General features: G+C 67.6%; 22 protein-coding genes. 11 read left to right on the top strand and 11 right to left on the bottom strand.

What is annotated here, in order from left to right; translation table 11 throughout:
* Nucleotides 1-72: 72 nt before the first annotated feature.
* Nucleotides 73-909, bottom strand: coding sequence for a universal stress protein (locus V5F84_RS15605; RefSeq protein ID WP_394044560.1), 837 nt, complete (start codon nt 907-909; stop codon nt 73-75).
* Nucleotides 910-1,245: 336 nt separating this feature from the next.
* Here V5F84_RS15605 and V5F84_RS15600 point away from each other — a divergent pair, with 336 nt between their 5' ends.
* Together V5F84_RS15600 and V5F84_RS15595 are read left to right on the top strand one after the other, a co-directional pair.
* The gene (locus V5F84_RS15600; RefSeq protein WP_394044788.1) at nt 1,246-2,259 is read left to right on the top strand and encodes a glycosyltransferase family 2 protein; all 1,014 of its coding nucleotides are present in this window, start codon (nt 1,246-1,248) and stop codon (nt 2,257-2,259) included.
* Nucleotides 2,256-3,080, top strand: a complete 825-nt coding sequence (locus tag V5F84_RS15595) for a ChbG/HpnK family deacetylase (RefSeq protein ID WP_394044558.1) — start codon at nt 2,256-2,258, stop codon at nt 3,078-3,080. Before V5F84_RS15600 ends, V5F84_RS15595 begins: the two co-directional genes overlap by 4 nt.
* Before the next feature lie 48 nt (nt 3,081-3,128).
* On the opposite strand, the gene V5F84_RS15590 is transcribed toward V5F84_RS15595, so the two are convergent.
* The 4 genes from V5F84_RS15590 to V5F84_RS15575 form a co-directional block, all read right to left on the bottom strand.
* Nucleotides 3,129-4,454 (bottom strand): chloride channel protein, encoded by a 1,326-nt coding sequence (locus V5F84_RS15590; RefSeq protein WP_394044556.1) that lies wholly within the window; start codon nt 4,452-4,454, stop codon nt 3,129-3,131.
* Between the two features lie 157 nt (nt 4,455-4,611).
* Entirely contained in the window at nt 4,612-4,917 is a 306-nt protein-coding gene (locus V5F84_RS15585; RefSeq protein WP_394044554.1) for a hypothetical protein, read from the bottom strand.
* Nucleotides 4,918-5,165: 248 nt separating this feature from the next.
* The gene (locus V5F84_RS15580) at nt 5,166-6,905 is read right to left on the bottom strand and encodes an ABC transporter ATP-binding protein/permease (RefSeq protein WP_394044552.1); all 1,740 of its coding nucleotides are present in this window, start codon (nt 6,903-6,905) and stop codon (nt 5,166-5,168) included.
* 138 nt (nt 6,906-7,043) lie between these two features.
* The gene (locus V5F84_RS15575; protein WP_394044550.1) at nt 7,044-8,669 is read right to left on the bottom strand and encodes an acyl-CoA synthetase; all 1,626 of its coding nucleotides are present in this window, start codon (nt 8,667-8,669) and stop codon (nt 7,044-7,046) included.
* A gap of 176 nt (nt 8,670-8,845) precedes the next feature.
* Here V5F84_RS15575 and V5F84_RS15570 point away from each other — a divergent pair, with 176 nt between their 5' ends.
* Complete coding sequence (locus tag V5F84_RS15570; protein WP_394044548.1) at nt 8,846-10,765, top strand: propionyl-CoA synthetase; 1,920 nt, start codon at nt 8,846-8,848, stop codon at nt 10,763-10,765.
* Nucleotides 10,766-10,850: 85 nt separating this feature from the next.
* Here the strand turns inward: V5F84_RS15570 and V5F84_RS15565 are convergent, their stop codons facing one another.
* Nucleotides 10,851-11,225, bottom strand: a complete 375-nt coding sequence (locus V5F84_RS15565; protein ID WP_394044546.1) for a hypothetical protein — start codon at nt 11,223-11,225, stop codon at nt 10,851-10,853.
* Between the two features lie 77 nt (nt 11,226-11,302).
* Here V5F84_RS15565 and V5F84_RS15560 point away from each other — a divergent pair, with 77 nt between their 5' ends.
* From V5F84_RS15560 to V5F84_RS15550, 3 genes are all read left to right on the top strand, one after another.
* A complete protein-coding gene (locus V5F84_RS15560) occupies nt 11,303-12,214 on the top strand; it encodes an MBL fold metallo-hydrolase (RefSeq protein ID WP_394044544.1) in 912 nt (303 codons plus the stop codon).
* 87 nt (nt 12,215-12,301) lie between these two features.
* Complete coding sequence (locus V5F84_RS15555) at nt 12,302-13,243, top strand: IS481 family transposase (protein ID WP_509277113.1); 942 nt, start codon at nt 12,302-12,304, stop codon at nt 13,241-13,243.
* A gap of 83 nt (nt 13,244-13,326) precedes the next feature.
* Nucleotides 13,327-14,004, top strand: coding sequence for an SOS response-associated peptidase family protein (locus V5F84_RS15550; protein ID WP_509277118.1), 678 nt, complete (start codon nt 13,327-13,329; stop codon nt 14,002-14,004).
* 48 nt (nt 14,005-14,052) lie between these two features.
* Here V5F84_RS15550 and V5F84_RS15545 read toward each other — a convergent pair whose 3' ends face one another.
* Nucleotides 14,053-14,838: a DUF1499 domain-containing protein gene (locus V5F84_RS15545; RefSeq protein WP_394043882.1), complete on the bottom strand. Its 786-nt coding sequence runs from the start codon at nt 14,836-14,838 to the stop codon at nt 14,053-14,055.
* 97 nt (nt 14,839-14,935) lie between these two features.
* Nucleotides 14,936-15,640, bottom strand: a complete 705-nt coding sequence (locus tag V5F84_RS15540; RefSeq protein ID WP_394043881.1) for an HAD family hydrolase — start codon at nt 15,638-15,640, stop codon at nt 14,936-14,938.
* 176 nt (nt 15,641-15,816) lie between these two features.
* Here V5F84_RS15540 and V5F84_RS15535 point away from each other — a divergent pair, with 176 nt between their 5' ends.
* Nucleotides 15,817-17,241 (top strand): extensin family protein, encoded by a 1,425-nt coding sequence (locus tag V5F84_RS15535; protein WP_394043880.1) that lies wholly within the window; start codon nt 15,817-15,819, stop codon nt 17,239-17,241.
* Between the two features lie 347 nt (nt 17,242-17,588).
* On the opposite strand, the gene V5F84_RS15530 is transcribed toward V5F84_RS15535, so the two are convergent.
* Nucleotides 17,589-18,191 (bottom strand): L,D-transpeptidase, encoded by a 603-nt coding sequence (locus tag V5F84_RS15530; RefSeq protein WP_348844824.1) that lies wholly within the window; start codon nt 18,189-18,191, stop codon nt 17,589-17,591.
* A gap of 312 nt (nt 18,192-18,503) precedes the next feature.
* On the opposite strand from V5F84_RS15530, the gene V5F84_RS15525 reads away from it, so the two are divergent.
* Together V5F84_RS15525 and V5F84_RS15520 are read left to right on the top strand one after the other, a co-directional pair.
* Nucleotides 18,504-18,728 carry a hypothetical protein gene (locus tag V5F84_RS15525; protein ID WP_394043879.1) on the top strand — a complete coding sequence of 75 codons (225 nt, stop codon included), beginning with the start codon at nt 18,504-18,506 and terminating at the stop codon, nt 18,726-18,728.
* A gap of 121 nt (nt 18,729-18,849) precedes the next feature.
* Nucleotides 18,850-19,824, top strand: a complete 975-nt coding sequence (locus V5F84_RS15520; RefSeq protein ID WP_394043878.1) for a magnesium transporter CorA family protein — start codon at nt 18,850-18,852, stop codon at nt 19,822-19,824.
* A gap of 84 nt (nt 19,825-19,908) precedes the next feature.
* Here V5F84_RS15520 and V5F84_RS15515 read toward each other — a convergent pair whose 3' ends face one another.
* Nucleotides 19,909-20,655, bottom strand: a complete 747-nt coding sequence (locus V5F84_RS15515; protein WP_394043877.1) for an SDR family NAD(P)-dependent oxidoreductase — start codon at nt 20,653-20,655, stop codon at nt 19,909-19,911.
* A gap of 109 nt (nt 20,656-20,764) precedes the next feature.
* Complete coding sequence (gene pdxH, locus V5F84_RS15510; protein WP_394043876.1) at nt 20,765-21,403, bottom strand: pyridoxamine 5'-phosphate oxidase; 639 nt, start codon at nt 21,401-21,403, stop codon at nt 20,765-20,767.
* 125 nt (nt 21,404-21,528) lie between these two features.
* Here pdxH and V5F84_RS15505 point away from each other — a divergent pair, with 125 nt between their 5' ends.
* Together V5F84_RS15505 and V5F84_RS15500 are read left to right on the top strand one after the other, a co-directional pair.
* Nucleotides 21,529-21,927, top strand: a complete 399-nt coding sequence (locus V5F84_RS15505; protein ID WP_394043875.1) for an RT0821/Lpp0805 family surface protein — start codon at nt 21,529-21,531, stop codon at nt 21,925-21,927.
* 82 nt (nt 21,928-22,009) lie between these two features.
* Nucleotides 22,010-22,963 (top strand): DnaJ C-terminal domain-containing protein, encoded by a 954-nt coding sequence (locus V5F84_RS15500; protein WP_394043874.1) that lies wholly within the window; start codon nt 22,010-22,012, stop codon nt 22,961-22,963.
* Nucleotides 22,964-23,018 lie beyond the last annotated feature (55 nt).

Below are 23,018 nucleotides of genomic sequence, written 5' to 3'. Positions count from 1 at the left end.
CCCTTGAGGCGCCGTTATTGTTTCAGCGTGGCTTGTGGTGCGGCCGTTCGCGGCCTCGCGCCGCCTTGGGCCTCAATGGGCCATCAGCACCGGCACGGTCATGGTGTCGAGGATTTCGCGGGTGACGCCGCCCATCACCAGCTCCTTCAACCGGGAGTGGCCGTAGCCGCCCATGATGACGAAATCCGCGCCCTGGTCCGACACTTCGTTCAGGATCGTGTCGGCCACCTGCTGTCCGGCGCCGATATGCAGCTTGTGCACGTCCGCCTTGAGACCGTGGCGGGCAAGGTGGCGGGCCACTTCCGCGCAGCCTTCGAAGCTGTCTTCATCCTCGTTGCCGCGAATGATCGAGAGAACCTCGATGGCCTTGGCCTGATGCAGCAGGGGCATGCCTTCGTTGAGGGCGCGGGCGGCGGCGCGGCTGCCGTCCCATGCGATCACGGCGCGGCCGGTCCCGAGCGGCTGGGTCTGCACGTAGGGAACCAGCATCACCGCGCGCCCGCTGTCCATCAGCACGGTCTCGGCGATCACCTCTTCCGGCCCGGGACGATCCGGATCGGGCTGGGCGACCACGGTCAGATCGAACAGGCGGGCCATGCTCGCGAAACGATTCGCCGCGATGCCGAGCGAGGCGCTGAGCGTGCGGGTTTCGTACACGATCCCGGCCGCGGAGGCTTCGTGCGAGAACCGCTCCGCCGCCTTCAGCGCGGCTTCCTCGTTTTCCTTGATCTGCGCATCGATGAAATCGGTCGGCAGCGCGCCCATGTAGAAGGGCGGCACTTCCATTTCATAGGTGACGGCCAAGCCGGTGAGGTTGGCGGACAGGCGGCCCGCGAGGTGAATGGCGAATTCGCCGGCCGCGTCACGCGCGCCGCCGTTGGTGAGATTGACGAGAATGTCCCGGATCATCGGAAATGGCCTCTCCTAGCCGTGTCGGCGACACGACCTTAGCTCGTGTCCGCGACATTTAATTCAGCTTAAGTATTGGCCACAATTCCTTCATTGACCCGCCGCAAATTTCGACCGCGCGTCGGATATCAACATCTGAAACGGAAAACGCGGCCGCCCGGGGGAGGCGACCGCGTCTGTGGACAGCGCCCGGGGGGAGAGCAGTGTCCATCGCTTCAACGCAGCTCCGGGCACGCGGTTCCCTTGGGTCCTAAAAAAATGTCGAGTCTCTCGCCTATCCCCACGATCCCGGCTAAACGGGTGAAAATTGCCAGCGGCGCCAAGGGCGGCTTTCCCATGACACCCGACCTCAGCATCGTCGTTCCGGTCTACAACGAGGCGGATGGCCTGCCGAGCTTTCACGCCAAGCTCAGCGCCTGCGCCCATGCGGTGGCCCGCGCGCGCGGCATGCGGATCGAGATCGTCTATGTGGACGACGGCAGCCGGGACGCGTGCGCGACCGTCGCGGCCGAACTGCCGGCCCTCGGCGTCGATGTGCAGGTGGTGGCGCTGTCGCGCAATTTCGGCAAGGAAGCCGCCCTGCTCGCCGGGCTCGACCATGCGCGCGGCGATGCGCTTTTGTTCATGGACGGCGACGGCCAGCATCCGCCGGAGATGATCGAAACCTTCGTCGGCCTCTGGAAGGACCAGGGCTATGACGTGCCCTATGCGGTCAAGGCGGATCGCATGGATGAGGCGGCCTCCCGGCGCTGGTTCGTCAAGGTGTTCTACAAGCTGCTGAATTTCGGGGCCTCCACGCGCATTCCCGAGGATGCGGCGGATTTTCGCCTGCTGTCGCCGCGCGCCACGGCGGCCCTGCGCCGCCTGCCGGAGCGCAACCGCTTCTTCAAGGGCCTGTCGAGCTGGATCGGCTTTCGGCAGATCGCCGTGCCCTATCGCCCCGCGGGGCGCACCCACGGGTCCAGCAGCTGGAGCTTTTTCCGCCTGCTGAGCCTGTCCATGGAAGCGCTGACCTCGTTCTCGCCCGCGCCTTTGCGGCTCGCCGGTCTGGTGGGCGCCGGGCTTGCCGGCATCGCCTTCCTGTATGGCGTGTGGATCGTGATCGAGCGCCTGTTCTGGGGCATCCCCGTGCCGGGCTATCCGTCGCTCGTGGTCGGCCTGATGGTGATCGGCGGGGTGCAATTGCTGGTGATCGGCGTGATGGGCGAATATATCGCGCGCATCCTCTCCGAGATCAAAGCGCGCCCGGTCTATTTCGTCGCCGACCATGCGCTGCGCCATGACGAGGAAGCCGCCGCACCCGCCGCCGATTATGCCGACCGGGGCGCCCGCCCGATGATGCGGCCGTGAAGTCCATCTGGATCTGCGCGGACGATTATGCCCTCGCGCCGGGTGTGTCGGAAGCGATCCGCGCGCTGCTGGTCACGGGCCGGTTGAACGCCACCTCGGTGATGACCGTGTTTCCCGGCCTTGCCGCGGAGGCCGCGCGCCTCGATGCGGCGCTGCAAGCGAAATCCACGCGCGTCTCCGCCAGCATCGGACTGCATGTCACGTTCACGGGCGGATTCACCCCGCTCGCCGCCGATCCGCTCGGCGGCGCGGCCTTCGCGCCGTTGCGGACCCTCGTCCTGCGCGCGCTCACCGGCCGGCTGGACGCGCGCGCGGTCCGCGCCGAGGTGGAGGCCCAGTTCCAGGCGTTTCACGCCGCGTTCGGCCGTCCGCCGGCGCATGTGGACGGGCACCAGCATGTGCATCTTCTGCCCGGCATTCGGGGCGTGGTGCTGGAGGCGACGGCGCGCCATGCGCCCGGTGCCCGTGTGCGCGATTGCACGCCGGCCCCGCGGGCGCGCCTCGGGTTCGATGCCAAGGCCCGCTTGCTCGGACTGTTTGCCACCGGACTTGCGACCCAGGCGCGGGCGCGGGGCCTTCCCACCAATGATGGATTTGCCGGCGCGTATGATTTCGGTCCGCAGCACGATTTCGCGGCGCTGCTCGGCCATTTCATCGCGGGGCTTCCCGATGGCGGCCTTGCGATGGTGCATCCCGGCCATCCCGATGCCGTGCTCGCAAGCCGCGATCCCGTCACCGATCAGCGCGCGCGCGAATATGCCGTCCTGGCGGGCGATGACTTTCCTGCATTGCTGGCCCGGGCGGGCGCGCAACTGGCCTGATCCGGGCCGAACGCCGAGGCGGTGACGCTCGACCGCATCGACCGAGGGTCAGGAGGCCGCCGGGCGGGACGGCGGGGGCGACACGGGCTTGGGGTCGTACGCATAGGACAGCGCGTGATAGAGCGGCTCGGGCGCGAGCAGGCGGGAGAGGCCGGCGGCCAGCAGGGCGGTTGCCAGCAGCGGCACCACCAGATGCACTTCGTTGGTCATTTCCATAACGATGACGAAGGCGGTCAGCGGCGCCTGAACCACGCCGGCGAAATAGGCCACCATCCCCAGCATGGCGAGCGCGCGCACGTCGATGTGGGGCAGAATCCCCGAAAGCGCCGCGCCGAAGCCCGCCCCCACGGAGAGCGAGGGCGAGAACAGCCCGCCGGGAATGCCGGCGGCAGAGGACAGCAGCGTGGTCACGAGCTTGATCGGGGCGTACCACCAGGGATGGGTGATGCCCTGTTCCAGCAGGTCGCGGGTGGGGGCGTAGCCCGAGCCGCCGGCGAAGCCGTCGGTCGTCACGGCGAGCACGGCCACCACGAGGCCGATGAGGCCGCCATAGAGCCAGGGCGTGCGCTTCAGGCGGCCGATCATTCCGCCCTTGGCAAACGAGAGCGCGACCAGCCCGCGCGAGAAAATGGCGCCGCCGATGCCGCCCATGACCGCGCAGGCGGCAACCGCCGTCCAGCCGATCTGCTGGGGGAAGGCCTCCGCCGGAATGGTGCCGAAATAGGAATATTGCCCGACCAGGAGCAGGCTCACCATGCCGGATATGACCACGGCGTAGGAGATCATGCCCGAGAGGCGCTTGTCGTAGGATTTGGCCATCTCCTCGATGGCGAACATGATGCCGGCGAGCGGCGTGTTGAAGGCGCCGGCGATGCCGGCCGCGGCCCCCGCGAGGATCAGGCCGTTGGCGCGGCCGATGCCGACGAAGCCCGCGAGAATCACCATGATCGCGCAGCCGAGCTGCACGGTCGGCCCCTCCCGGCCGATGGAAGCGCCCACCGCGAGGCCGGCGATGGTGAGGGCGACCTTGCCGAGCGTGACCTTCACGCTGAGCAGCTTGGCCCGATGGGCGGGATCGTCCGAGCGCCGGGCGGAAATGGCTTGCGGGATGCCGCTGCCCTGGGCGCCGTCGAAATAGCGCGCGGTGAGATGGGCGAACAGGCCGAAGCCGACCGGCGTCACGATGAGCAAGGCATAGGGCGCTTCGCGCACGATCGCGACATAGAGATCCTGTCCGCGATCGGCGGCGGCGGCGAACAGAACGGAGGCGAGGCCCACGGCGATCGCGCCCAGCAGGAAGACGACTCGACGCTTCCAGAAGATCCGCGACGTGAGAGCCACACGGACCCGCCGCAGATCCCGTTTGAAGATCATGGTTTTCGCCTCACACCCAGCCTTTCCAGGCGTTACGGGCTGGCGGCGCCACCGTCAATGCGCACGACGGGCAAAAGATCTGGAATGCGGGGCGTGTGCGGGTCCCGCGCCCTGCGGTTCACCCGCGGCAGATGGCCCGAGCGGAGCGGGCGCGGCGCTATTCGGAAATCGACTTGCGCTGAAGGGAGGGCTTCAGGGCGACCGGAGCCTCGGCCATTTCGGCGCTGAGGCGCGCCACCGCGCGACAGAAAATCGACATGACCAGGGCAGCAATGGCGCACATGATGAGCTTGAACAGCAGGTCAAAGCCGGCCATGGCCGCCTGAGGCAGAGCAAACCCGTAAAAGAGGAAGACGAAAAGCGAGTAAGCTGTGGACGCAATCATCGAGCATGTCAAAATCGCCGCACAAGCGACGAAAAAGAACATCGACAATACGTTCATCAACTCCTGAACCTTGCGCATAAGACTTCCCCGTTAGCGGAGCGTCGTGAAACGGGTCAACTTGCGTCCGACTAAAATCATGATCCAAACACCCGATGGTTGTCCTTTTATAGCAAACCCTAAGGGCAAGTTAAAGGGTGTCGCGCAAGTTATCGAATGCGTGAATAAATCGGTTTACTCAGGTGAAGGTCGCCTCCCGCTACCTTTCCTTTTGCTGCATTGCACTGTCCGGCAGCATTGAGCCTTCGGATCCTATGCGACGCGTCGCCTCATGCTGCCGGAGCCAATTGGGACGGCGCCAGCGTGCGGGGGGATTGCGCGCCCTCCAGCGCCAGCGCCGTATCGTGCAGGCCAACCAGGGTGGAGCGATGGCCGATGGACAGCAGCACCACGTGCGGCAGGCGCTGCGCGATCAAAGCATAGAGCCGCGCCTCCAGGGGTTCGTCCAGGGCGGCGGTGGCCTCGTCCAGCAGCAGCACGTCGGGCCGCACCAGCAGCACGCGGGCGATGGAGAGGCGCTGCTGTTCGCCGAGCGAGAGCACATGGGGCCAGGCCGCCGCCTCGTCGAGCCGCGTCGCAAGCGCGGGAAGCCCCACCGCCGCCAGCACCTCCTCCAGCTGGGCGCGCTCGTAGGTTTCCGGCTCGGCGGGATAGGAGAGGGCGGCGTCTAGGCGGCCGGCGGGAATATAGGGCCGCTGCGGCAGGATCATCAGCCGTGCCTGCGCGGGCAGGGCGATTTCCCCCTCGCCGAACGGCCAGATGCCGGCGATCGCGCGCAGCAGCGTGGTCTTGCCGGCGCCCGACGGCCCGGTCACCAGCACGCGCTCTCCGGGATGGGCGGCGATGCCCTGCGCATGCAGCAGGGGGCTGCCGTCGGGAAGGCGCACGTCCAGGTTCGCCAGCCGCACCTCGGCGCCGCCGCTCTCCACATGCCGGAAGGCCGGCGCGCCGGCATCGCGCTTCACCGCCGCCATGGAGGCTTCAAAGCCGGTGAGCCGGTTCACCACCGCGGTCCACTCGGCCAGGGTCGCATAGGAGGAGATGAAGAAAGAGAAGGAACTCTGCACGGACGAGAAGGCGGAGGCCGTCTGCATCATCGGCCCGAGCAGGATGGCGCCGGAGAAATAGGCCGGCGACACCACCACATAGGGAAAGATGGTGGAGATCTGGTTGTAGCCCGCGGAGAACCAGGTCAGGCGCTTCTGCGCCCCCATGAGGGCGAAGAAATTCTCCCGGATGCGGGCGAAGCGGCCCGTGAGGCGGCGTTCCTCCGCCGGCTCGCCGCGCAGCAGCGCGATCTGCTCGGCATTCTCGCGCACGCGCACCAGGTCGACGCGGAAGTCGGCTTCGTAGCGCTGCTGGTCGAAATTGAGCCGCACCAGCGGCTTGCCGATGAGATGGGCGAGCCATGTGCCGACGCCGGCATAGATCAGGGCCGCCCAGAACAGATAGCCGGGAATGAGGAGATTGGTGCCGAAGAGCTTGAGGTCATAGGAGCCGGACAGGCCCCACAGGATCACGCTGAACGAGGCGAGCGAAACGATGGTGCCCAGAAGCCCGATGCCGACGCCGATGGTCTGGCTGACGAACATGTTCACGTCTTCGGCGATGCGCTGGTCGGGATTGTCCGCCGAATCGCCGGAGAGGCGCAGCCGATAATGCGTCTCGTCGGCCAGCCAATGGTCGAGATAACGCTTGGTCAGCCAGCGGCGCCAGCGGATCTGGAGCCATTGCTTGAGATAGATCTGGTACACGGCAACGATGATCGCGCCGATGGCGATGCCGCAGAACACCAGCAATTGCTTCTGGAAGGCCGGGAAGTCCTTTTCCTGGATGGCGTTGTAGAAGGCGCTGTTCCATTCGTTCAACAGCACCGTGGCATAGACCCAGGCGAGTTCCAGGGCGATCACCGCCGCCAGCAGGCCGAGGGCGCTCCAGCGCTCTTCGCTGCGAAAATAGGGCAGGGCAAGACGGCGGATATCGCCGAGCAGACGGAAAAGGGAGCGCATCGCGGTCCTGGCGTTGGAGACTTTCGCGCACCATACGCCCAGGGGATGTGAAAAAACGATGGCCGGCATATTACCGCTTGGTCAGGTTCGGAACGGAAGGTCATTGCGTTCCGAACCCCCGCGTGCCCTTGCGGCAGGTCAGGCTCCCTTCGCCATTTCCCGCAGCTTGAACTTCTGGATCTTGCCGGTGGAGGTCTTCGGGATCTCGTCGAAAATGATGTGGCGCGGGCATTTGTAACCGGCGAGATGGGCCCGGCAATGGGCGATCAGCTCTTCCACCGTGACGCTTGCGCCCTCGCGCAATTCCACGAACGCGACCGGGGTCTCGCCCCATTTGTCGTCCGCCCGGGCCACCACGGCGGCCGCGCTGACGGCCGGATGCTTGTAGAGCGCGTCTTCAACTTCAATTGATGAGATGTTCTCGCCGCCCGAAATGATGATGTCCTTGGAGCGGTCCTTGAGCTGCACATAGCCGTCGGGATGTTTCACCCCGAGGTCGCCGGAATGGAACCAGCCGCCGGCGAACGCCTTTTCGGTGGCGGAGGGATTCTTCAGATAGCCCTTCATCACCACATTGCCGCGGAACATCACCTCGCCCAGGGTCTCGCCGTCGGCCGGCACGGGGACCATGGTATCGGGGTCCATCACGTCCAGCGCCTCCAGCGCGCCGTAGCGCACCCCCTGGCGGGATTTCTTCGCGGCCCGCTCCGGGGCCGGCAGATCGTTCCATTCCGCATGCCATTCGTTCACCACCGCGGGGCCGTACACTTCGGTCAGCCCGTACACGTGGGTCACATTGAAGCCGGCCTCCTGCATGGCCGCGAGCACGGCGGCGGGGGGCGGGGCGGCGGCGGTGATGAATTCGACCACGTGCGGGAGGGGACGCTTGTCGCTCTCCGGCGCGTTCAGCAGCGTCGACATGACGATGGGCGCGCCGCACATGTGGGTGACGCCATAATCCGCGAACGCATCGAAGATCGGCTTCGCCCGCACCTGCCGCAGGCACACGTGCGTGCCGGCGGCGAGCGAGACCGACCAGGGAAAGCACCAGCCGTTGCAATGGAACATGGGCAGCGTCCAGAGATAGACCGGATGCCGGCCCATGGCGCAGGTCACCACATTGCCGACAGCGAGCAGATGCGCGCCGCGATGGTGATAGACCACGCCCTTCGGATCGCCCGTGGTGCCGGAGGTATAGTTCAGCGCGATGGCATTCCATTCGTCGCTGGGCATGGCCCATTCATAGTCGGCATCGCCGGTGGCGAGGAAATCCTCATATTCCATCTCGCCGATGCGGTTGCCGGAGCCGGTGAATTCGGGATCGTCATAATCGATGACGATCGGCTTGTTGGTGGAGATCGCCAGCGCCGCCTTGATGACGGGGGAGAACTCGCGGTCCGTGATCAGCACCTTCGCCTCGCCGTGCTCGAGCGTGAAGGCGAGGATCGCCGCGTCGAGGCGGGTGTTCAGCGAATTCAGCACCGCCCCGCACATGGGCACCCCATAATGGGCTTCCAGCATGGCCGGGACGTTCGGCAGCATCACCGCCACCGTATCGTTGGGGCCGACCCCGCGCTTTTCCAGCGCCGAGGCGAGGCGCCGCGCGCGGGCGTAGAAGTCGCGATAATTGCGGCGCAAGGTCCCGTGGATGATCGCCGTGTGCTCGGGAAACACGCTCGCGGCGCGCTCCAGGAAGCCGAGCGGGGTCAGCGGCTGGAAATTGGCGGGCGTCCGGTCGAGATCGCGATCATATATGCTCACCATGGCGCTTCCCCCTTTTTGGGCCGTAACGGCGGGCAGAACCTAGCTGAGCCGTTCGGGCCGGCGCAATCACCCCGTGTAGTCGACCAAGGTCTTACGCAGTAGAGCGGACTTGCGTTGTGAAAACGCCCGCGCATCATGCGCGCCAATCAGAGCACGTCTATCGGGAGGAATGTGCCATGCTCGACCTGGGCTCCAGCCGCTATGGCGAAGTTTATGCCCGCTGGCAGAGCGATCCGCAGGCCTTCTGGGGAGAAGCGGCACGCGACATCGCCTGGATCGCACCCCCGCGCACCGTCTTCGATCCCGACCTTGGGCCCTATGGCCGCTGGTTCGTGGGCGGGGTGTGCAACACCTGCTTCAACGCCGTGGATCGCCATGTGGATGCCGGTCGCGGCGGACAGGTCGCGCTGATCCACGACAGCCCGGTCACCGGCGTCAAGCGCGAGATCACCTATTCCACCTTGCTGGCGGAGGTGCGCACCCTCGGCGCGGTGCTGCGCGACATGGGCGTCGGCAAGGGCGACCGGGTGGTCATCTATATGCCCATGGTGCCCGAGGCGGTGATCGCCATGCTGGCGTGCGCGCGCATCGGCGCCATTCATTCCGTGGTGTTCGGCGGCTTTGCCGCGAAGGAACTGGCGGTGCGCATCGACGATGCGGCGCCGAAGGTCATTCTTGCCGCCTCGTGCGGCATCGAGCCCAACCGCGTGGTGCCGTACAAGCCGCTGCTGGACGCCGCGATCGAGATGGCGAATGTGAAGCCCTCGGGATGCCTGATCCTCCAGCGTCCGCAGCTGGCGGCGGACATGCTGGAGGGGCGCGACCTCGACTGGGCCGAGCAGCGCGCCGCCGCCGCCGCCGCCGGGCGGGGTGTGGATTGCACCCCCATGGGCGCCACCGACCCGCTTTACATCCTCTATACTTCTGGCACGACCGGCATCCCCAAGGGCGTGGTGCGCGACACCGGCGGCCACATGGTGGCCCTGCGCTGGACCATGGACAATCTCTATGGCCTCAAGCCCGGCGACGTGTTCTGGACCGCCTCGGACATCGGCTGGGTGGTGGGCCATTCCTACATCGTTTATGGCCCGCTGCTCATGGGCTGCACCTCCGTGATCTATGAGGGCAAGCCGGTGGGCACGCCGGACCCCGGCGCTTTCTGGCGCGTGGTGGCCGAGCACAAGGTCGCGGCGCTGTTCACCGCGCCCACCGCCTTGCGCGCCATCAAGAAGGAAGATCCCGACGCGACCTTCCTCAAGCGCTACAACACCTCTTCGTTGCGCACCCTGTTTCTCGCCGGCGAACGGGCCGATCCCGATACGGTGGCCTGGGCCGGGGACAAGCTGAAGGTGCCGGTGGTCGACCATTGGTGGCAGACGGAAACCGGCTGGGGCATCGCCGGCAATCCGGTGGGGCTCGGCCTGCTGCCGATCAAGCCTGGTTCGCCCACGGTGCCGCTTCCCGGCTACGATCTTCATATCGTCGACGAAGCGGCAAAGCCGGTGCCCAACGGCACGATGGGGTCGATCGTCATCAAGCTGCCCTTGCCTCCGGGCTGCCTGCCCACCCTGTGGCAGCAGGACGAGCGCTTCCGCGAGAGCTATCTCGCCGAATTCCCGGGCTATTACAAAACCTCCGACGCCGGTTTCCTCGATGACGACGGCTATGTGTTCGTGATGGGCCGCACCGACGACATCATCAATGTCGCCGGCCATCGCCTGTCCACCGGCGGCATGGAGGAAGTGCTGTCCTCCCATCCCGATGTGGCGGAATGCGCGGTGATCGGCGTCAAGGATGCGCTGAAGGGCGAGATCCCGTGCGGCTTCGTGGTGCTGAAGGCCGGCGAGCGGCGCGCGCCGGAGATCATCGAGAAGGAATTGGTCGGGCTGGTGCGCGACCGCATCGGCCCGGTCGCCGCCTTCAAGCTGGCGGTGACCGTGGCGCGCCTGCCCAAGACGCGCTCCGGCAAGATCCTGCGCGGCACCATGAAAAAGATCGCCGACGCGGACGTGTGGACAGCGCCCGCCACCATCGACGATCCGGCGGTGCTGGAGGAAATCGGCGAGGTATTGAAGCAGCGCGGCTACGGGGTGTGACGCGAGCGCCCGTTTCGTGACGTCCGGCGCGGCCACATGGCCGCGCCTGTCATGGGCGGCGGTGTGGGCCTTGCGCGCGCGCCGCTCAGTGCCGCCCGCCCGTGTCCGTGGTCGGATCGATGCAGGTGTAGCCGACGAAGCACTGCTTCACGTCCCGCGTCGGCACGAAGGCCGGCTTGGTCACGTCGGAATAATTGCAGAACGAGCGGTCGCGCACATAGCGGTCATAGGTCAGCCCGCCGGTGGCGAGCACCGTGCCGCCCGCCTTGGTCACGAAGCTCAGCGCCTGCGCGCAGGTCATGTTCACGCTGGACGGGCCGCTGGGATAGGCCTCCTGCGCCAGCGCGGCGCCGGCCCCGGAGAGTGTGCCGGCCATCGCCGCGCCGACGACGAGCGTCAGGCGGGCGCCGCGGCGCAGCCGCGCATTTGCCTTGCCAGCGAAGCTGCGGAAGATTGTCATGCGACTCGTCCTTGCGATCCTCAACTGCGGCGCGACATTACTCCGCGACGCGCCCGCCAGCCTGCGAAAAATTGCCCATGAGCGATGACATTGCGTTTAACCGGCGCTTCGACGTGCCGCCCGGACAGGTGGACCAGGTAGCGCCCAACGTGCGCCGCATCGTGGCGCCGAACCCCTCGCCCTTCACCTTTACCGGCACCTGCACCTATATCGTCGGGCGCGGGGACGTGGCGATCCTCGATCCCGGCCCGGACGATGCCGCCCATGTCGCGGCGGTGCTGAATGCGGTGCGCGGCGAGAGCGTGAGCCATATCGTCATCACCCACACCCATCGCGACCATTCTCCCAGCGCCCCGGCGGTGCAGGCGGCCACCGGCGCGCGCACCGTGGGGGAGGGGCCGCATCGCCCGGCGCGTCCCCTGTTCATCGGCGAGATCAATCCCATGGACGCGAGCGCCGACACCGATTTCGTGCCGGACATCGTGCTCGCCGACGGGGACGTGCTCACCGGCGGCGGCTGGACGTTGGAGGCGATCACCACGCCCGGCCATTGCGCCAACCATCTCGCCTTCGCCCTGCACGAGGACGAATTGCTGTTCTCCGGCGACCATGTGATGGGCTGGGCGACCTCCATCGTCGCGCCCCCCGACGGCTCCATGGGCGATTATGTGCATTCGCTGGAAAAGCTCGCCCGGCGCAGCGAGACGCTCTATCTGCCCGGCCACGGCCCGGCGGTGACCGACGCGCCCGCCTTCGTGCGCGATTATCTCAACCATCGCCACGCCCGCGAGGCGGCGATCCTGCGCGGGCTGGAGCGCACCTCCGCCATTCCCGAACTGGTACGCGGCATCTATATCGGCCTCGATCCGCGCCTGTTCGGCGCCGCCGCGCTCACCGTGCTCGCCCATCTGGAGCATCTGGTGGAAAAGGGGCAGGTGGAGACCGAGGGCGCGCCCTCCATCACCGGGGCGTATCGCATCGCGCGCTAAGTGTCGAAGCTATGAAGGTTGTTCATCCGGAGCTTGGCTGAGAAGCTGGGGTTGCGAGCCAACCAACCCTGAGCCGGAGCTTCCCGGATGAACGTTCATAAGAATGCCCGGCTGACACCGTCGGGTCGAGCCCTGCTTGTGGATCGGATAGAGACGGGCTGGCGCGTACGGTCGGCGGCGGCCGCTGCTGGTGTATCGGTGCGAACGGCCTACAAGTGGCTGGGCCGGCATCGGCGAGGGGGCGCGGGCCGGCATTGTGACCGCAGCTCGGCGCCCCGCCGATGTCCCCGTGCCACGCCGGCAGGGCGGGTGGCCGAGATCGAGCGGCTCCGGCGCCAGCGCATGAGCGGCCCCCAGATCGCAGCCTTGCTCGGCATGGCGCGCTCCACGGTTGGGGCGGTCCTGCGGCGCTTGGGACTGGGCCGGCTCTCGGCGCTGGACCCCAAACCTGTGGTCGTCCGCTACGAGAAGGCGGCGCCCGGCGAACTTATCCACATGGACATCAAGAGCCTGGGCCGGATCGATGGGATCGGCCACCGCATCACCGGCCAGCATGCGGGCCATCACCGGGCCCGGGGGATCGGCTACGAACACCTGCACGTCGCCGTCGATGACGCCTCGCGCCTGGCCTATGTCGAGCTGCTGCCGAGCCTGGGGCGCGAGGATGCCACCGGCTTCCTGCGGCGGGCCCTGGCCTGGTATGCCCGCCACGGCATCACCGTCCAGCGGGTGATGACCGACAACGGCTCGGCCTATCGCTCCAGGCTATTCGCCGATGCCTTGCGGGACGCCGGCGCCCGTCACGTCCGCACCCGCCCCTACACCCCGCGCACTAACGGCAAGGCCGAGCGCTTCATCCAGACATCCCTGCGCGAGTGGGCCTACGCCAGGCCCTATTGCTCCTCAAGGGAACGGGCGGCCGCCGCCCACACCTGGGCAGACACCTACAATCTCTCCAGACCCCACACCGCTCTCGGCGGACTGCCACCTTGGAAAAGGCTGAACAACCTTCTTGGAAACGACAGCTAAGGCGCACCGGCGGTCCGCCGTCGCGGGCGGAGGCGGCGGTGCGCGGCCTTCTCCCGCCGGGCACAATGGGGCACTCTGCGGCCATGTGCGGACGTTTCATCCAGGGACAGGGCCCGGTCCATTACATGGAGCGGTTCGGGCTCGAGTCGAAAGACCTCCCCCTGCCCAATGCGCCGGCGCGCTACAACGCCGCGCCGACCCAGGATCTGCTGGTCATCCGCTACAATCCGGAGACGGCGCGCCCGGAGATCGGCCTGCTGCGCTGGGGGCTGGTGCCCTCCTTCGCCAAGGACATGACGGGCGCCGCCGCGCTCATCAACGCCCGCAGCGAGACCGTGGCGGAAAAGCCCAGCTTTCGTGCCGCCTGGCGAAAGCCCCGCCGGTGCGTCATCCCCGTCGACGGCTTCTACGAATGGCAGCGCACGGCCGCCGGTCGCCAGCCTTTTCTGATCGCGTTGCGCAGCCGCGCGCCCCTGGCGCTGGCCGGGCTGTGGGAAGGCTGGAAAGATCCGGCGTCGGGGGCGTGGGTGCGCACCTTCACCATCCTCACCTGCGCCGCGAACGAGCTGCTCGCGCCCCTGCACGACCGCATGCCGGTGATTCTCGATCCGGCGGACATCCCACGCTGGCTGACAGATCCCGCGCCCGTCGATCTGATGAAGCCCTATCCGGCGGCCGCGATGGAGATGTGGGCGGTTTCCACCCGGGTGAACGCGGTGCGCAACGAGGGGGAGGACCTCACGCACCCGGTCGCGGTGTGAACCGGCGTTCGCGCAGACGCCGATGAAGCGCCCCTGAAGGGGGGCAGCCTATTGCCGCTTCTTGCGGCGCTCGGCGGAAATATCGGCGAGCAGGCTGGAGATGCGCCAGGAATTCTCGCCGAGATCATGCACGCCGAACCGGGACATGGACCGGATATCGATGCGGGCGCCCTTCGCGGTCGGCCGCACGCGGATCACCACATCGTTGCGCAGGCCGAGCAGCGGGGTCATGGCCACGGCCTCGATCTGCCCGTCGCGCAGGCCGCCGCGCGGCGGCACCGCGTCGAGCACCCGCCAGCGCCGCTTCTGCACCAGGGCGAGCATGGTGTTGAAGGCTTCCTCCGGCGTCGCGTCGAGGTCGATGGGCTTGATGCCGGGATAGGCGGAGCGCTGCATCGCCGCCACATCCTCGCCCGGATAGACGGCCGGATTGGCGGCCCGCGGCCGCGCGAAACCCATGGCGCGGAAATAGGGCGGGTCTTCCATGTCGGTGGAAAGATCGGTGAGCGGCGGCAGCATCACGCCGCGCGCCAGCACGGCGGCCGGCCCCGCCAGCACGAACAGCGCGATCGCCAGCGCGCCGATGGCCTTGCCCAGGCCCCGCCAGCCGCTCTCCCAGATGGAAATGCACGCCGCAACCGCCACCAGCGCGCCCACCGCGGCAAGCCCGAGGCCGGCGCCTACTGTGGCCATGGCCGGTTCGAAGTCGAGCAGGTTGGCGCGATAAAGGCCCGAGGCCAGCGCGACGACCGGAATGGCGAACAGCGCGAGCCGCAGGCTCCAGGATGCGAGGGCGGAAGATCGCTCCTCCACATAGAGCTGGCGCTTGATCATTGCGGTCGCGTCGGTGTCCCAGGAGAGGCCGGCGCCGGCCGGCGCCGCTTCAGGCCGATCTATGCCCGCTTTTTACGGGCGTTTCCAGCGCCGGCTCTCACTCCGCCAGAAGGCGGGCCGGCAAATCGGCGATGGAATCCACCACCAGGTCCGCCGCGTCGTAAAGATGCTCCACCGGCGCCGGGCCCGTGCGGACCAGGATGAAGCGGGCGCCGGCACTGCGCGCGGCGGTAAAATCGTGCTCGGTATCGCCCACCACCGCCATGGCATGGGGCTCGAGCGCGAGGCTTTTCGCGAACGCGCTCACCATGCCGGGATCGGGCTTGGAGCCGAAGCCGGAATCATAGCCATGCACGGCCTCCAGGTATGGCAGGAGGCCCAGCGCCTCGGCCTGGGTGCGGGCATTGGATTCGGCGTCATTGGTGACGATGGCGAGCTTGAGGCCGCCCTGGTGCAGGCGGTGAAGCACCTGGGCCGGCGCACCGATGGGCGTGAGATGGATGAGGCCGGCTTCCCGGAACAGGCGATCGATGAGATGCAGGAATTCCGCGTCCGCCGGCCGCGACAGGGTCTGCGCCCAGAGCGGCCCGTAATGGGCCGAGGAGCCGGCGACGAGGGGCGAGGAGGGCAGGAAGCGTTCCTCGTCGGGCAGATATTCGCTGACCGCCTCCAGCCGCGCCAGGGCCGCGGCGTTCCCCGCCGCGAGCGTGCGCATGACATAGCCGGCCGACGGACCCCAGGTCCGGTCGAAATCCACCAACGTGCCGTCCTTGTCGAATAAAACCGCCTTCAGGTCGCGCATGGGACCTCCCCGCAAGGATAAAATTGGGATAGCGCCCGATGCGGCGCGAACAGTTCCATGTGTTGTGGAAGCCGGAGACCGGAAACACAAGGCGCACCGCGAGCTTCACCTTGGCGAGGCGCGCCTGGTGTGGATAGGCGTTCACATCATGACGTCATCTGCCTATGATCGCGCCGATGAGACTGCGATCCCCGCTCACCTGGTCGCCACCCGTGCGGTGGACCGCCGTGCCCCATCGCCCCGCGCGGGGTCATGATCCGAAGGCGCGTGCGAAACGCCTGTGGGTCTGTCTTCTGTTCGCGAGCGTCGCGCCGGCGCTGATGGCGGGGGCCACGCAGGCGGCCACCACCCCCGCGCCGCGCCCGCCCGCCTCTCTGCCTACGGCAAAGCCGCGCCTTCCGCTGGCCAAGGTGCCCCTGCCGGCGCCTCGTCCCGATACGCTCGATGCCGAGATCGAGGCCGAGGAGGCGGCGGAGGCCGAATCGCAGCCGGTTCAGGAACAGGCCGCGCCGCCGGCCTTCGCCTTTCCGGCCTTCGCCGCTTTCGCGCCGGCGCCCGCGTTCGCCCCCCCGCCGCCGCCCGATCCGGCGCCCGCCGCAGCGGAGGTCGCGCCCGGTCCCCTGCCGCGCCTCGCCAATGTGCCCGTCCCCCGGCCGCGCGAGCCGCTTCCGGGCGAGGAGGATGCCGAGCCGGCCGCCGCGGACAAGCCGGCCCCGGCCCTGGTATCGCCGCCGCCGCCGAGCGGGTCGGCCGCACCCGGCGCGCCGCCGCCCGCCGGCGTGCCGGTGGAAGTGGTCGCGCCCGGAACCCTGCCTGCCTTATGCGCCGCGCTGGTGGCGCAGCAGGCCTTGGTGGCGACCCCGGCGCCGCCGGTCGCGGTCAAGCCCGGCTGCGCGCTGCCGGCGCCGGTCCAGGTCACGGCAGTGCGGCTGGTGGACGGCAATCTCGTGACCCTGTCGCCCGCCGCGATCCTCCAATGCGAAATGGCGGCGGCGGTGACGCAATGGGTGCGCGACGATCTCGGCCCCGCGGTGGCGGCGCTGGGCACACGGATGGAGACCTTCAAGGTCGCCGCCTCCTACGACTGCCGCCCCCGCAACCGCATCAAGGGCGCCAAGATGAGCGAGCACGGGCAGGGCAATGCGATCGATTTCGGCGGCTTCGAGACCGTCGACAAGCGAGTGATGGAGGTGAAGAACGGCGGGCTGCCCATCGCCCTCCAGGAGCGGATCAAGGCGGACGCCTGTACGCGCTTCTCGACCGTGCTCGGCCCGGGATCGGACGGGTATCACGAGGACCATATCCACGTGGACATTGCCAAGCGCCGGCTCGACATCAAGCTGTGCCGCTGGATCATCAAGGCGCCGGCCCCGGCGCTGATCGCCGCGCATTCCACCGGCACGGAAGCCGCGCACCCTCCTGCCGCCGGTGCCAAGCCGGGCGCCCAGGATGAAGCGGAGGCGGCTGCGGCGGAACCGCAGGAGGCGGCGGAAGCCGGCGCGACGATGATCCCGGAGCCGGTGCCGCTTCCCCTGAAGCGCCCGCAGATCAAGCCCGGCCCGAAGGCGGCCGGCGATGGCGGAAAGCTGCCCGGCGGGTGAGGCGGGCCGGGGTCGCGCATCCGGCGGATCTTCCACGACCCCCTTCGCGCGGGCGCCTGTGGTTCGACGGATCGTTCACCCGGGTGAAGCGGCCGGCGTGCGGCAGGCCGGGTCTTCCCGCGATCCGGATCGCTCTCCTCGCATCGCGTGGCCACCGGCGCGGCTTCCCGACCTGCGGCCGACGCCATCTCCCATCGGCCGCACGCGCCGCCGATGCGAGGGCGGCCGGCGCGGGGCGTGCGGATCGCCAGCCGATGTCCAGGGTCCCCCCGGAAAGGGCCGTGTAAAACGAAAAAGCCGCCGCGCATCGGCGCAGCGGCTTTCTCAACCCTTCGATGGAGTCAGGTTCAGAGAACCACGACTTCCGCGCCGACCGGTACGCGATTGTAGAGGTCGATCACGTCCTCGTTGAGCATGCGAATGCAGCCCGAGGAGATGGCCTGGCCCAGCAGTTCCGGCTGGTTGGTGCCGTGGATGCGGAACAGCGTGTCCTTCTGGCCCTGGTAGAGATACAGCGCCCGGGCGCCCATCGGGTTATGCGGGCCGGGACCCACATAGGCCGGCAGGCCGGCAATGCGCTGGTGGATTTCCGGGGTCGGGGTCCAGCTCGGCCATTCGGCCTTGCGGCCGACCTTGGCGTCGCCACGGAAAGCCAGGCTCTCCTCGCCCACCGTCACGCCGTAGCGAATGGCCTGGCCATTGCCCTCGACGAAATAGAGCAGCTTCTTGTCGGTATCGATGACGATCGTCCCCGGCTTCTCCTTGCCGGTGTACTCGACAATCTGTCGTGCAAACATCCCCTCGGGCTTCACCTTCGGATAAGGCGCCTGCGCGAGCAATTGCTTGTCCCGCGGCTTGAGCGACGATTCCGGAGCGGGCTGAGGCGTAGACGCCATGCAGCCACCTAATAGAAGTCCAAGCAGAACAGCCGCGACCGCCCGCTTCGCCATGACCGCCTCTTACCAAAATAGGGTGAACAGATTCGTTTCGTAAAACTGGATTACCCGAACCCCGCCACGCCTTGAAGAGGCCACGAACTCGCCACGCCGCAGCGCGGAAAAGCGTGGCAAAAATGTCTCAGTGGCTCACCTTTCGTCACCCGTTAAGACCCTGTTGAAAGCCTTGCGCAATGCTCTCCCACTAAGACCTTTGCAATGTCGCAGCTGCTGCACAGTTTCGACGCAGTTGCACACCATCTGTCAGAGGTCTTCACACCCAAGGGCTTCTGTTTTAGGCAGATGCCTTCGTTAGGAGAGAGTACGATGTCTAGCAATCAGCCTGGGCAGGGCGCAGCCCCCCGCGCGGAGACCGAAACAAACCGTTACGGCGCCCATGCGGGCCAGTGGCGCGAGATCGGGATCACGGCCGTTGCTGCCGCTGCCGCCGCCGCCCGTCTCGCCAGCGAGACCAAGGCCGCGACGCCGAAGAGCGCCGGAGAGCCCAACAAGATCGTCACCCTGCGCGACATCGACCACCTCGCAGCCTGAGTCGCGACGTTCGGTTCGCGGTGCTCGCCGGGCGAGTCGCTTGCCAGCCGATGTCGGGCCGCGCATGTATCGCGTGAAGCGGATGCCCATGTGCCGCGTCCGCGAGCGTAAACGGTGACACATGCTGCTGGCTTATTGCCTGGTTGACGGTGCGCTCAAGGCGCAGACCGTTGCGCCCGACGGGGAAGTGCCGACGGATGCGCTGTGGCTGGATCTCGTGTCTCCTGCGGAACACGAGGACGAGCAGATCGAGCGCGCGGTGGGGGTCGAAATCCCCACCCGGGAAGAGATGCGCCAGATCGAGCCGTCCAGCCGGCTCTATGTTGAAGGCGGCGCCGCTTATATGACGCTGTCGATCCTGTGCGGCGCCGATACCGAGGCGCCGTCGGTTGAGCCGGTCACCTTCATCCTGGTCAAGGGAAAGCTGGTGTCGGTGCGCTACGCCAGTCCCAAGCCCTTCACCGTGCTGGCGACCCGGCTCAACAAGCTGTGCACGCAGACCACCGGCGGGCAGATCCTGATGGAACTCCTCGACACCATCGTCGACCGCGTGTCCGAGGTGCTGGAACGCGCCGGAACCGACATCGAGCGCCTGTCGAAGCGCGTGTTCGAGCGCGACACCGACGGCGGCAACCGCACCCAGCGCTATCGGGCGATCCTCACCCATATCGGCCGCAAGGAAGGCCTGCTCTCTTATGCCCGGGAAAGCCTCGCCTCGCTCTCGCGCGTGCTCGCCTTCATCGGCACGGAAGGCGACGCCAAGCCCCTCGGCCCGGACACCAAGAGCCAGATCAAGAGCATGACGCGCGACGTCGCGGGCCTCTCGGACTATGCGAACTTTCTCGGCAACAAGCTGCAATTCCTGCTGGACGGCACCATCGGCATGGTGGGCCTCGAGCAGAACAACATCATCAAGATTTTCGCCGTGCTCTCGGTGGTGCTGATGCCGCCGACCCTGATCGCCTCGATCTACGGCATGAATTTCCAGCATATGCCGGAACTTGCCGAGACCTATGGCTATCCCCTCGCGCTGACCGCGATGGTGATCTCGGCGATCATGCCCTACGTCTTCTTCAAATGGCGCCGCTGGCTGTAGCCCGCGCGGCCAGGCCATTTCGCGTGAAGCGGACACCGCTTCGCGTAAAGAAAAAGCGATAATGGAGTTGGAGCATTTCAGGCTCTAGACGTTCTGTCCGCCGTCGATGTGGATCTCGGCCCCGTTGAGATAGGACGAGGTTTCGGTGCACAGGACATAGATGATCTTCGCCACCTCGTCCGGCGTGCCGAGCCGCTGCAAGGGGATCTGCGCCACGATCTTGTCGGTGCCGGGGGAGAGGATGGCGGTATCGATCTCGCCCGGCGCGATGGCGTTGACGCGGATGCCGCGTCGGCCGAAATCCACCGCCATTTCGCGCGTGAGCGCCGCCAGCGCCGCCTTGGACGTGGAATAGGCCGCGCCCGCGAACGGGTGCACGCGCACGCCGGCGATGGAGGTGACATTCACCACCGAGCCGCGCGCCGCCTCCAGCTGTTCCACCAGCCCGCGCGCCAGCATGATCGGCGCGAAGAAATTCACCTGGAACACATGGGCCCAGGTCTCGCGCGTGGTGTCGAGCGAGCCGAGGCGCGCGCCGCCCTGGCCCTTGGGCGAGATCCCGGCATTGTTGACCAGGGCGTGCAGTTCCCCGGCCGGCAGCCGGTTCTTGATCTCGGCGATGGCGGCTTCGGTGTTTTCCGGGTCCGAGAGGTCCACCTGGATGTGGTCCTCCGGCCCGGCCGCCCAGGGGCATTGCTCGGGAAAGGCGTGGCGCGAGCAGGTGATGACCCGCCAGCCGGCGCTGGAAAAGCGCTTCACCGTCGCGTGGCCGATGCCGCGCGAGGCGCCGGTCAGCAGCATGATGCGTGGCGATAGGTTGCTGGCGGACATGGATTCCTCGAAACGTAAAGCCGTGCGGCGCGCCCGGCGCCTGCTCGCCGCAGGCAGCACGGGCACGACGCGGGGTCAAGCGCGGCGCCCAGGCGTTCCGCGCCGCACCTCAGGGATAGAGGCGCGTGCGGGTCCAGTCTCCGGCCGGGTCCGGACGGCGGAACACAATGCGGTCGTGCAGGCGGAACGGGCGATCGTGCCAGAATTCGATGGCCACGGGCACGACGCGGAAGCCGGTCCAGTGGGGCGGGCGCGGCACGGAGCCGAGGGCGTATTTCGCCGTCGTCGCGGCCACCGCCGCCTCGAAGGCGAACCGCCCCTCCAGGGGCTGCGACTGCTGGCTCGCCCAGGCGCCGATCTGGGACAGGCGCGGGCGGGTGGCGAAATAGACATCCGCCTCGGTGTCGGTCACCTGCTCCACCGGGCCGCGCACCCGCACCTGCCGGCGCAGCGACTTCCAGTGGAACACGAGCGCCGCTTTGGGAGTGCCGGCCAGTTCCTGGCCCTTGGCGCTGGTCGTGTTGGTGTAGAACACGAACCCCCGCCCATCGAGCCCCTTCAGCAGCACCATGCGGGCGTCCGGAAGGCCGTCCTCGTCCACGGTGGCGAGGGTCATGGCGTTCGGATCGTTCGGCTCGGTGCGGCCGGCTTCGTCGAGCCATGCGGCAAACAGGCGAAAAGGCTCGGTACTCTGCGTGAAATCACCGCCTGTTAAGGGGTTTGCGGCTTCCATAGGCGAATCGGACATGGCTGGGAGCCTTTCCCGTGTGGCGTTATCGTGAAACGGCGGACCGAGGCGGCGCGAAGACCGCCTTATATAGGGCGATCGGCCGGCGCCGCACAGCCGTTCGGCCATTGGTCGCAGGGGCGCTTGTGGGCGCCGTGCTGGCGCTCGCCGGCTGCGGTTCGCTGCCGGGCCTGTCGGAGGACGACCAGCTGGTGACGGGCTCCTTGAAGGCGCAGCCGGTGGCGCTGTCCATGCCCACCGGGGACGCACCGCAAGGCATTGCCTCAACCGATTGGGTGCAGGCGAAGGTCGCCCTCGACCAGGCGCTGAAATCGCGCGACGCCGGCGCAAGCATGCCCTGGCAGAACACAATTACCGGCGCGCGCGGGACCTCCACGCCGCTGGGCGCGTTGAAGGACAACGGTTGCCGCGATTTCCGCATCGGGGTCGTCGACAGCGGTGGCGAACATTGGGTGCAGGGCGAAGCCTGCCGCGATGGCAAGGGAACCACCCTGTCGCAGGTGCGAGTCCTTGGACGGGCTTGAGCCCCGCTGTTGAAATAGGGCACCTTGTTCCCACATGAAGGGCGAGGTCGGCCGGAAAGCGCCGACCCTGAGGTGAATTTGCATGCGTGATCCATACGACGTCCTCGGCGTTGCCAAGAACGCCGACGAAGCGGAGATCAAGCGCGCCTATCGGCGGCTGGCGAAGAAACTGCATCCGGATGCCAATCAGGGCGATCCGAAGGCGCAGGACCGCTTTGCCGAGCTGAACACGGCCCACGAGATTCTGGCCGACGCGGAAAAGCGCGGCCAGTTCGACCGGGGCGAGATCGATGCGGAGGGCAAGCCACGCGCCCCGGATTTCTCCGGCTTCGGCGGCGGGCGCGGCCGCTCCGGTCCGGGCGGCTTTTCCGGCTTCGACGGCGATACCATTTTCGAGAGTTTTTCCTTCGGTCCCGAAGGGGTGCGGCGCAATGCCCGGCGCGGTCCCGACCTGGGCGAGGACCTGGGCGATATCTTCGGCTTCGGTCGCCAGCGGCGCGGTGCGCGCGGCGGCATGCCGGAGCCGGGCGCCGATATCGAGCTGACCTTGCCGGTGAGCTTCGAGGAGGCGACCCATGGCGCCGGCAAGCGCGTGCAATTGCCCAGCGGCAAGCAGGTGGAGGTGAAGATCGCCGCCGGTACGCTGGAAGGCCACCGCATGCGCCTGAAGGGGCAGGGGGAAGCGAGCCCGCTCGGCGGTCCGCCGGGGGATGCCTTCGTCACCATCAGCTATGCCCCGCACGACAAGTTCAAGCGCGAGGATTTCGACCTGCGCTACGAGGCGGACGTTCCGCTGCCCGACGCCGTGCTGGGCGCCAAGGTGCGCGTGCCGACGCTCACCGGGGCGGTGGACCTGAACATTCCGGCCTGGACGTCGGGCGGGCGCACCTTCCGCTTGCGCGGCAAGGGGCTTCCCAAGGCCTCCGGCGGCCATGGCGACCTGCTGGTGAGCGCCAATGTGGTGCTGCCGGCCGAACATGACCCCGAACTTGAAGCCCTGATGCGCAAGATGCGTGCGGTGGCCGACGGGAAGTGACGCCTCCGGCCTAGGTCTGCGACGGGCCCATCCGCATCGCGGCGATTGCGCCGGT

Source organism: Roseixanthobacter liquoris, assembly GCF_043195135.2.
Taxonomy (GTDB): domain Bacteria; phylum Pseudomonadota; class Alphaproteobacteria; order Rhizobiales; family Xanthobacteraceae; genus NCEH01.
This window is presented reverse-complemented; position numbering and strand designations above follow the sequence as displayed.

Bases quoted from the DNA above. Each gene is read 5' to 3' on its own strand.
- V5F84_RS15605 (WP_394044560.1), bottom strand. From the start codon at position 909: ATGATCCGGGACATTCTCGTCAATCTCACCAACGGCGGCGCGCGTGAC.
- V5F84_RS15600 (WP_394044788.1), top strand. From the start codon at position 1,246: ATGACACCCGACCTCAGCATCGTCGTTCCGGTCTACAACGAGGCGGAT.
- V5F84_RS15590 (WP_394044556.1), bottom strand. From the start codon at position 4,454: ATGATCTTCAAACGGGATCTGCGGCGGGTCCGTGTGGCTCTCACGTCG.
- V5F84_RS15585 (WP_394044554.1), bottom strand. From the start codon at position 4,917: ATGCGCAAGGTTCAGGAGTTGATGAACGTATTGTCGATGTTCTTTTTC.
- V5F84_RS15580 (WP_394044552.1), bottom strand. From the start codon at position 6,905: ATGCGCTCCCTTTTCCGTCTGCTCGGCGATATCCGCCGTCTTGCCCTG.
- V5F84_RS15575 (WP_394044550.1), bottom strand. From the start codon at position 8,669: ATGGTGAGCATATATGATCGCGATCTCGACCGGACGCCCGCCAATTTC.
- V5F84_RS15570 (WP_394044548.1), top strand. From the start codon at position 8,846: ATGCTCGACCTGGGCTCCAGCCGCTATGGCGAAGTTTATGCCCGCTGG.
- V5F84_RS15565 (WP_394044546.1), bottom strand. From the start codon at position 11,225: ATGACAATCTTCCGCAGCTTCGCTGGCAAGGCAAATGCGCGGCTGCGC.
- V5F84_RS15560 (WP_394044544.1), top strand. From the start codon at position 11,303: ATGAGCGATGACATTGCGTTTAACCGGCGCTTCGACGTGCCGCCCGGA.
- V5F84_RS15555 (WP_509277113.1), top strand. From the start codon at position 12,302: ATGAACGTTCATAAGAATGCCCGGCTGACACCGTCGGGTCGAGCCCTG.
- V5F84_RS15550 (WP_509277118.1), top strand. From the start codon at position 13,327: ATGTGCGGACGTTTCATCCAGGGACAGGGCCCGGTCCATTACATGGAG.
- V5F84_RS15545 (WP_394043882.1), bottom strand. From the start codon at position 14,838: ATGATCAAGCGCCAGCTCTATGTGGAGGAGCGATCTTCCGCCCTCGCA.
- V5F84_RS15540 (WP_394043881.1), bottom strand. From the start codon at position 15,640: ATGCGCGACCTGAAGGCGGTTTTATTCGACAAGGACGGCACGTTGGTG.
- V5F84_RS15535 (WP_394043880.1), top strand. From the start codon at position 15,817: ATGAGACTGCGATCCCCGCTCACCTGGTCGCCACCCGTGCGGTGGACC.
- V5F84_RS15530 (WP_348844824.1), bottom strand. From the start codon at position 18,191: ATGGCGAAGCGGGCGGTCGCGGCTGTTCTGCTTGGACTTCTATTAGGT.
- V5F84_RS15525 (WP_394043879.1), top strand. From the start codon at position 18,504: ATGTCTAGCAATCAGCCTGGGCAGGGCGCAGCCCCCCGCGCGGAGACC.
- V5F84_RS15520 (WP_394043878.1), top strand. From the start codon at position 18,850: ATGCTGCTGGCTTATTGCCTGGTTGACGGTGCGCTCAAGGCGCAGACC.
- V5F84_RS15515 (WP_394043877.1), bottom strand. From the start codon at position 20,655: ATGTCCGCCAGCAACCTATCGCCACGCATCATGCTGCTGACCGGCGCC.
- pdxH (WP_394043876.1), bottom strand. From the start codon at position 21,403: ATGTCCGATTCGCCTATGGAAGCCGCAAACCCCTTAACAGGCGGTGAT.
- V5F84_RS15500 (WP_394043874.1), top strand. From the start codon at position 22,010: ATGCGTGATCCATACGACGTCCTCGGCGTTGCCAAGAACGCCGACGAA.